The sequence below is a fragment of the Vibrio sp. YT-15 genome (assembly GCF_033337445.1).
Classification (GTDB): domain Bacteria; phylum Pseudomonadota; class Gammaproteobacteria; order Enterobacterales; family Vibrionaceae; genus Vibrio; species Vibrio alginolyticus.
Map to the genome: position 1 here is coordinate 1 of NZ_JAWOQR010000080.1, position 1368 is coordinate 1368.

At 45.0% G+C, this 1368-nt stretch carries 1 pseudogene; it reads left to right on the forward strand.

The window, feature by feature from the left end:
• Positions 1-1224: pseudogene (locus tag R7D93_RS25375) on the forward strand (cadherin repeat domain-containing protein); the annotation flags it as partial.
• Positions 1225-1368: the final 144 nt, after the last annotated feature.

A 1368-nucleotide genomic window follows, 5' to 3' on the forward strand; every position in this document is an offset into this window, starting at 1 on the left:
CGCAAAACGGGTGATATGCGCATTCTGAATGCGGGTAGCACCAGAGTTATTGTGTCGGACGCAGGTAACGATAAGTTTACTCCAGGTGAAAGTAGCTTTGCTGTAACGATTAAACAAGGTAGCAACCCGGTTTCTATTACTTATCCAACTCTGAACTTTTCTGCTGGTGCGGTTATCACACCTGTGATGAGTGGGGGAGAAGCCAAAGCAAGCTACCGTCTGATTAACCAAGCTGAGCCGGTGGTTGAGTTGTTATCTTCAGATTCTGGTCGTTTGAAAGTGCTGCATGCTGGCGACTACCAAGTGGAAGTGACGTTAACTGCACGTAACTATACAACTAAAACCGTATTGGTTAACGGCACCATTAATAAAGCGGATCATCCAGGTCTTACGACGAAGCTTCAAACTGTGGAATTTACGCCATTTAAGACGATTAGTTTGGACTTTGGTAAAACGGTAGGCACTCGCACTTACTCATTTGCTGATACCGTGAGCGAAGAGCTTGCCACGTTAGACAATGCGAAAGCTGAGTTGACGCTAACTAATTACTCTCAATATCATTCTATTGCGTTGGATATTTCTGAGAGTGAATCGCGAGATTACAAAGCGTTACCAAGAACTAGAGTTACGGTTCATGTCGATTTGGCAGAATCGGGTGTTGCAGATAAATACACACAACTTGATAGCGAACAAACAGTCATCGTCAGTACCCTCAGTGCCCCACAGTTTTCCAATTTAGAAGAAAGTGAGTTTGGCATCATGGGGTCGCGTTCGGTGCGTGAACCGACGGATGATGAGCTGCAAAAATTTGGCAAAGGTAAGGTCGCGCTGTTCTTGTTAAAACCAGTGGGTAGCGATGACCGAACCCAACAAAAGGCAGTCTGGGTACATGTTGCTCGATTTGATGGCTGTACTGCGGATCTGTTTTCTAATGATCTAAAACCATTCGATGCAATTGATTATGATGCTGTAGGTTATTGTGCGAACGGTAGTACGATTCGCATGACTCGCTTTTTAGTGATTGACGACTCTAAACTAGAAAACATTGAGTATGAGTTGGCAGCGCCTATCGTGTACTACCGTCGCGGTCAACGTGAGTTCTTAGCGAGTGATGACGGCGGTTTTTATGCCAAGCCAAATGTGGTGTACGGAAAAAGCAAGTATGGCTATCCGAAATCACTTTATGAGTGGTCAGTGGTCACCATGAAGTATCAACCGAATTAATCATCGTTTGATACCCACTAAAAAGGAGTGCTGAGCACTCCTTTTTGCGTCTTATACGCACGGGTTATTTCGTGTAGCGCATGACTCCTTCTTGTACGGCAGTCGCCACCAAATGACCTTGCTGGTTATAAATTTCGCCACGCA